Annotated in this window: 8 protein-coding genes; all 8 read right to left on the bottom strand. The window is 72.6% G+C overall.

The window, feature by feature from the left end:
- The coding region (locus OZN99_RS22535; RefSeq protein WP_270937502.1) for a hypothetical protein at nucleotides 1-1,090 on the bottom strand (1,090 nt) is incomplete at its 3' end.
- A 5-nt stretch (nucleotides 1,091-1,095) separates the two neighbouring features.
- Nucleotides 1,096-1,554 (bottom strand): molybdenum cofactor biosynthesis protein MoaE, encoded by a 459-nt coding sequence (locus OZN99_RS22530; protein WP_270937501.1) that lies wholly within the window; start codon nucleotides 1,552-1,554, stop codon nucleotides 1,096-1,098.
- A 5-nt stretch (nucleotides 1,555-1,559) separates the two neighbouring features.
- Entirely contained in the window at nucleotides 1,560-1,811 is a 252-nt protein-coding gene (gene moaD / locus OZN99_RS22525; RefSeq protein ID WP_270937500.1) for a molybdopterin converting factor subunit 1, read from the bottom strand.
- Nucleotides 1,812-1,821: 10 nt separating this feature from the next.
- On the bottom strand, nucleotides 1,822-2,496 hold the full coding sequence (locus tag OZN99_RS22520; RefSeq protein ID WP_270937499.1) for a hypothetical protein: 675 nt from the start codon (nucleotides 2,494-2,496) through the stop codon (nucleotides 1,822-1,824).
- Nucleotides 2,497-2,549: 53 nt separating this feature from the next.
- Nucleotides 2,550-3,155, bottom strand: a complete 606-nt coding sequence (gene pgsA / locus OZN99_RS22515; RefSeq protein WP_270937498.1) for a CDP-diacylglycerol--glycerol-3-phosphate 3-phosphatidyltransferase — start codon at nucleotides 3,153-3,155, stop codon at nucleotides 2,550-2,552.
- Nucleotides 3,156-3,309: 154 nt separating this feature from the next.
- Nucleotides 3,310-5,226 carry an excinuclease ABC subunit UvrC gene (uvrC, locus tag OZN99_RS22510; RefSeq protein WP_408611893.1) on the bottom strand — a complete coding sequence of 639 codons (1,917 nt, stop codon included), beginning with the start codon at nucleotides 5,224-5,226 and terminating at the stop codon, nucleotides 3,310-3,312.
- Nucleotides 5,227-5,533: 307 nt separating this feature from the next.
- Complete coding sequence (folB, locus tag OZN99_RS22505; protein WP_270937497.1) at nucleotides 5,534-5,926, bottom strand: dihydroneopterin aldolase; 393 nt, start codon at nucleotides 5,924-5,926, stop codon at nucleotides 5,534-5,536.
- Nucleotides 5,923-6,596: SDR family oxidoreductase (locus OZN99_RS22500; RefSeq protein WP_270937496.1), on the bottom strand; the 674-nt coding region annotated here is incomplete at its 5' end. The genes folB and OZN99_RS22500, both read right to left, overlap by 4 nt.

The raw sequence follows: 6,596 nt of genomic DNA, 5'->3' as shown, positions 1-6,596 counted from the left end.
CATGCGGCCACAGGAACGGCGCCGCCGCCGACGGCAGCAGGCCGCGCGCTTGCAGCGCGGCGTCGTAGGCGGCGAGCTCGCGCGGCGGGAAGGCTTCCGCGATCCGCGGCCGCACCGCGGCGGCCAGATGATCTGGCACCAGCGTGTCGCCGGCCTGCGCCATGGCCATCTGCCGCAGCGTGTTGGCCAGCATCGCCTGCGCCACCTCCAGCGGCCGGCTGCGCAGCGTCTCCGCCACGATGGCGCCCGCCTCCGGGGAGAGCAGCGCGCCGCCCAGGAAGCGCGGCGTGCCGTCCGGCGCGCGGTTCACCGGGCTGTCCGGCCGCCAGAGGAAGTCGTCGCTGTCCATCGGCAGCCGGTCGGCGAAGGCGCAGAGATACCAGCCCGCAGCGGGGCAGCGTTCGCGGATCACCGCGGCGGCCGGCCCGTCCGCCTGCAGCCGCGCCAGCAGGAAGGTCGCGCCATGCGGCGACAGCGCCAGCCGGCCATGACCCCAGAGATTCGTCGCCAGCAGGATCGCCGCCGCGGCCAGGATCGGCGTCGCGGCGCGCAGCGCCGGCGCCGGGCGCCGTGCGACCAGCAGCGCCAGCACCGCGAGCGCGAGCGCCATCGGCAGATGCGAGAGATGCGTCGCGATGCCGAGCGTCGCGAGCAGCCACAACGCCCAGGTCTCGGCGCGAGAGAGGCTCTCCCGCGCGAAGGCCGGCAGCAGCAAGGCCAGCGCCACGATCGGCGCGAAGACATCGGGCATCAGCAGAGCCGCGGTGAAGGGCGCTGTCGTCAGCAGCGCGGCGCCGGCGCAGGCCAGCAGGTGCACCCCCGGCGCGGCGCCGCCGCGCAGCGCGCGCTGCGCCAGCCACAGCAGCCAGGACAGCACCAGCCCCTGGGCCAGCACCGGCCCCCACAGCGTCACCCGCCAATGCAGCGCGTGCAGCAGCGGCCCGTAGACATGCGGCTTGTCCCAGATCACCAACGGGCCCAGCGTCTGGTGCAGGAAGGCGCCGGTGTCGCTGAACAGCAGTGGATAGCCGTTGAGGAAGGCCGGCCACACCAGCAGCAGGCCGCCGGCCAGGATCGCAAGCGGCCGCATGCGGTTCAGCGCGCCCAGCGCGCCGCTGCCTCGTCGTCCTCGGCCTTGGCCTCCACCCAGCGCGCGCCGCCGCCGGCGAATTCCTCGCGCTTCCAGAAGGGGGCCTTCGTCTTCAGCCAGTCGATCAGGAAGGCGCAGCTTTCCAGCGCGGCGACGCGATGCGCGCTCGCGGTCAGCACCAGCACGATCGGATCGCCCGGCAGCAGCCTTCCGTGGCGGTGGATCACGGTGCAGCCGGTCAGCGGCCAGCGCGCGCAGGCCTCCTCCGCGATGCGCGTCAGGGCGCGCTCCGTCATGCCGGGATAGTGCTCCAGCACCATCGCGGCCAGCCCGCCATCGGCGCGGCAGATGCCGAGGAAGCTCGCCAGGCCGCCGACGTCGGTGCGCCCGGCCTGCAGCGCCGCGGTCTCGGCCCCGACGTCGAAGGGTTCCGCCTGCACGCGGATGGTGGGCGTGGCCGGCATGGGGCTCAGCCCCCGGTGACGGGCGGAAAGAAGGCGACCTCGTCGCCGGCGCGCACGGGGTGGTCCGGCGTGGCGAAGTCCTGGTTCACCGCGGCGCGCACCTGGCGCGGATCGGCGAAGGCCGCCGCATGGCCGGGGCTGCGGCCGGCCAGCCAGCCGACCAGCCCGGCGACGTCGCGCACTTCCTCCGGCGGCGCGACATCCTCCTCGGCGGTGCCGACCTTCTGGCGCACCCAGGCGAAGTAGAGGACCTTCAAGCCCGGCCCCTCACTGGCGCGGCGGGACGACCCGGGTCTGCACCCGGCCATCCGGCCCGATCCAGGTCTCCACATTGCCCTGCGTCACGACGGAGCCGCTGCCGACGCCCGGCTGCGTCACCCCGCGCACCGAGCCCGCCTGGCCGGTGGTGACCGCCGGGCGGCCGGCCGGATCGATGGTGACCTGGCCCGGACCGCCCGGCGGCGGCGGCGCGGGGGAGGCGATGGGCGGCTGCGCCGGGGCACGGGGCAACTGGTCCGGTGGCGGCAGCGTCTGCAGGGAACCGGCGCTGCCGGTCCGCGCGCCGGGTGCCGGCGTCGGCACCGGCGAACGGGCCGGCGGCGCGCCGTCGATCATCGAGGGGCGGTACTCCGGCACGTTTCGCATCGCCTCTTCCGGCCCGCTCAGCAGGGTGGGGCGGGATTCCAGCTCCTGCTCCGGCCAGACATTGCCGGGCTCCGGCAGCAGGGGCGAGACCTCTGGGCTGCTGCCGCGCACGCGCTGCGCCGTCAGGCTGTCGGTCATCACGCTGTGCCGCGGCGCCGCGAAGGGCGCGGTCATGCTGTCGGTCGGGAACTGCGCGGAGGAGCAGGCGCCGAGCAGCAGCGCGAGCCCGACCCCTGCGGCGCGCCCGGGGAAGATGCGCCAAGGGGCGGTGGCTGGGCTCCGGATCGCGAGGTGCATGAGGTCGTCCCGATCGTACGTTTCGCCGAAGATGCGCCGCGCTGCCGGAAGCCTCAAGAGCGCGCCGGCTCGCGCGGCGGCGTCGATGGCGCGCGGCCGGCATGGCGCAGCCCGGCCTGGAGATAGTCCCACCCCGTGATCATCGTGAGGGCCGCCGCCGTCCAGAGCATCAATTCCCCGATGACGGAGACCGGCAGGACGGACAGGTGCAGCACCTGCGCTGCCGTGTCTCCGGCCAGCAGCGTGCCCAGCGCGCCCATCTGGAACCCGGTCTTCCACTTCGCCAGCTTCGTCACCGGCAGGCCCACCGAGAGTCCGGCCAGGTATTCCCGGAGGCCGGAGACCAGGATCTCGCGCAGCATGATGACGATGGCGGGCAGCAGGCCCAGCGCGCTCAGCCGGTCCATCCCGGCCAGCAGCATCAGGGCCGCGCCGACCAGCAGCTTGTCTGCGATGGGGTCCAGCATGCGGCCGAAGGCGCTGGTCTGCTGCCGTTCGCGCGCTAGCTTGCCGTCGAAATAGTCGGTGATGGCCGCGGCCGAGAACACCACGCAGGCCGCGAAATCCGCCCAGGGGTCGCGCAGCGCGACCAGCGCCACCAGCACGGGGATGGCCGCGATGCGCGAAAGCGTCAGCAGGTTGGGCAGGTCGGTCGGCATGCGCCCCTTCGTCTAGCAGAAGGCCCCGCCACGGGCGAGGCGCCAGCGCGGCCCCCGCTCACGAGGCGCGGCGCGGGCGCCCTGGTCCCCCCCCAGGGGGGGTGCTGCCAGGCGCTGCCTGGCGTGCCCTCCGGCATCGCGCAACGGCCGAGCATCAGCCCTCGGCCGGATGGAAATGCCCGTAGATCCTGCGGGCCACCGCCGGACCGACGCCCGGCGCCTTCTCCAGGTCCTCCAGCGCCGCATTCCGCACCCCGCGGGCGGAGCCGAAATGGTTCAGCAGCTTGCGCTTCAGCGCGCTGCCCACGCCGGGGATCTCGTCCAGCTCGCTGCGCGTCAGCGCCTTGGACCGGCCGGCCCGGTGGCTGGCGATGGCGAAGCGGTGCGCCTCGTCGCGCAGGCGCTGGAGATAGTAGAGCACCGCGTCGCGCGGCGGCAGCTGGAACGGCTCCTTGCCCGTCTGGTGGAACCATTCCCGTCCGGCGTCGCGGTCCGGGCCCTTGGCGATGCCGACCAGCGGGATGTCGTGCAGGCCCATCTCGTTCAGGATCTCCCGCGCGGCGGAAAGCTGGCCGGCGCCGCCATCGATCAGAACCAGGTCGGGCCAGGTGCCGCTCTCGCGGCCCGGGTCCTCCTTCAAGGCGCGGCCGAAGCGCCGCTCGAAGACCTCGCGCATCATGGCGAAGTCGTCCCCGCCGCGGGGCGCGGACCCGTCGGCCGGCTTGGCCTCGCGGATTCCGTATTTGCGGTAGTGCTGCTTCAGGAAGCCCGCGGGGCCGGCCACCACCATCACGCCATAGGCGTTGGCGCCCATGATGTGGCTGTTGTCGTAGACCTCGATGCGCTCCGGCGCGTCGGGCAGGTCGAAGACCCGGGCCACGCCCTGCAGCAGCTCGGACTGTGCCGCGCCTTCGGCCATCCGGCGCTCGATCGCCTCCCGCGCGTTGGTGGCGGCGTGATCCACGGCGGCTTTCTTGTCCCCGCGCTGCGGGCGGTGGATCTCCACCTTTCGGCCGGTCTTGATGGCCAGCGCATCGGCCAGGATCGGCGCATCCTTCGGATCGTGGCTGACCAGCACCAGCGGCGGCGGCGGCAGGTCGTCGTAGAGCTGCGCCAGGAAGGCGCCCAGCACCTCCTCCGCGCTCTGGTCGGTCTTGGCGTGGCTCAGGAAGTAGGGCCGGTTGCCGTTGTTCCGCCCACCCCGGAAGAAGAAGACCTGCACGCAGGACTGCCCGGCCATCTGGTGCAGCGCCACCACGTCGGCGTCGCCGATCCCCTCCATGTTGATGCGGTCGCGGCCCTGCACATGGGTCAGCCCGCGGATGCGGTCGCGCAGCGCCGCCGCGCGCTCGAATTCCAGCCGCTCCGCCGCCTGCTCCATCTCCTGCGCCAGGCGCCGCTGGATCGAAGGGGTGCCGCCCGAGAGGAACTCCTTCGCCTCCCGCACCAGCCCGGCATAGTCGGCCTCGCTGATGCGCTGCACGCAGGGGGCCGAGCAGCGCTTGATCTGGAACAGCAGGCAGGGCCGGGTGCGGCTGTCGAACACCGTGTCGCGGCAGGAGCGCAGCAGGAAGACGCGCTGCAGCGCGGTCAGCGTCTGGTTCACCGCCCAGGCCGAGGCGAAGGGGCCCCAGTAGCTGGCGCCCTTGCGCCGTTCGCCCCTGTGCTTCGCGATCTGCGGGTAGGGATGGTCCTCGGTCAGCACCAGCCACGGGTACGACTTGTCGTCGCGCAGCACGATGTTGTAGCGCGGCCGCAGGCGCTTGATCAGGTTGGCTTCCAGCAGCAGCGCCTCGGCCTCGCTGGCCGTGGTCACCACCTCCAGCCGCCGCGTCTCGTGCACCATGCGGCGCAGGCGTTCGGGCAGGCGCGCGATCTGGGTGTAGGTCGCGACACGCCGCTTCAGGCTGCGCGCCTTGCCCACATAGAGCGCATCGCCCTTGGCATCGAGCATGCGGTAGACGCCGGGCGTCAGCGGCAGCGTCGCGACGGCGGATTCGATCGCGACCAGCCCCGCCATCGCTGGCGGTGCCGCCTCGTCGCGCTGCGCGAATTCAGAATCGCTCGTCATCGGTGCAGCATACCAGCGGGGCGACGCCCGGCCTTGTCAGGCCTCTCGCATGTTGTCCACGGAAGCTGTGGACAACTCTGTGGACGGGGTGTGCCGTACGGGGCGGGAATGGCTGTCATCCGCCAGCAACATGAGGTTGCCCAGAAAATAGGCGATTTTCCTAACCACTTGAAACGGAACGAAAATTCGCCTGCGGGTGTCTTCAAGCTGTCGTCAAGCCTATCTTTTCGGTTGACGCGGAATGTCGGCTCTCGGCGGCGTGACCACAGTGGACAAGTTTCACCGTGCGGCCGGGAACCAAGGCCTTCTACGGCCTGCGTCTTTCGACCACCACGCCCACCCCTTCCACGTCGGGGAAGGCATCCGGCTTCTCCACCGTCACCCGCGCCCGCTCCACCCGGGGATCCTCAAGCGCTGCGGCGGCGATCCGCTCGGCGAGCGTCTCCACCAGCAGCACATGGCCGGTCGCAACCACTGCGCGTGCCAGCTCGACCAGGCGCTGGTAGTCCACCACGCGGCGGAAGTCGTCGGGCCCGACCTGCGCGGGGGCCGCCTCATCCTGCACCAGCAGCTCCACGTCAAGACGGATGCGCTGCGGCGCCGCCTTCTCATGCGGATGGATGCCGAGGCGGGCCATGAGCTCGAAGCCGCGCAGGAACACCACGCGGCGGCCGCGCTCGGCGTCCGGGGCGAAGTTCATTCCACCAGGTCCATCGGGTCGCGCGACGGCGCCCATTGCAGGTGCTGGCCGCCATCCAGCGCGATCATCTGCCCGGTCATCGCCGGCAGCGACAGGATCGCCAGCAGCGCCGCCGCCACCTCCTCGGGCGAGGTGCCGCGGCGCAGCGGGACGGAGGCGCATTGCCGGTCGAACTGCGCCTGGGTCTGGCGGGCCGAGGGCATGGCCGGCCCCGGCCCGATGCCGTTCACCCGGATGCGCGGCGCCAGCGCCAGCGCCAGGCTCTGCGTCAGCGCCCACAGGCCCGCCTTGGAGACGGTGTAGGAGACGAAGTGCGGCGTCAGCGACCAGACGCGCTGGTCCAGCATGTTCACAACCACGCCTTCCGCATGGTCCGGCAGCGCCTTCGCCATGGCCTGGGCCAGCACGAAGGGCGCGCGCAGGTTGGGCTCCAGGTGCTGGTCCCAGCTTTCGCGCGTGGCGTCGTGCCACTCGTCCCGCTCGAAGGTGGACGCGTTGTTCACCAGTACGCCGACCGGCCCCAGCGCCGCCTGCGCATCCGGCAGCAGCCGCGCCACTTCCGCCTCCCGCGCCAGGTCGGCGCGCAGCGTGGCCGCGCGGCGGCCCCGCGCGCGGATCGTCGCGGCGGTCTCGGCGGCCTCGGCCTCGCTGGCGGCGTAGTGGATGGCGA

This window comes from Falsiroseomonas oryzae (assembly GCF_027856955.1).
GTDB lineage: Bacteria > Pseudomonadota > Alphaproteobacteria > Acetobacterales > Acetobacteraceae > Falsiroseomonas > Falsiroseomonas oryzae.
The sequence above is the reverse complement of the archived record's forward strand: the minus strand, read 5'-3'. Positions and strand labels throughout refer to the sequence as shown.

Coding starts and splice junctions, on each gene's coding strand:
- folB (WP_270937497.1), bottom strand. CDS start 5,926: ATGAACTTCGCCCCGGACGCCGAGCGCGGCCGCCGCGTGGTGTTCCTG.
- OZN99_RS22530 (WP_270937501.1), bottom strand. CDS start 1,554: ATGCCGGCCACGCCCACCATCCGCGTGCAGGCGGAACCCTTCGACGTC.
- pgsA (WP_270937498.1), bottom strand. CDS start 3,155: ATGCCGACCGACCTGCCCAACCTGCTGACGCTTTCGCGCATCGCGGCC.
- OZN99_RS22520 (WP_270937499.1), bottom strand. CDS start 2,496: ATGCACCTCGCGATCCGGAGCCCAGCCACCGCCCCTTGGCGCATCTTC.
- uvrC (WP_408611893.1), bottom strand. CDS start 5,226: ATGACGAGCGATTCTGAATTCGCGCAGCGCGACGAGGCGGCACCGCCA.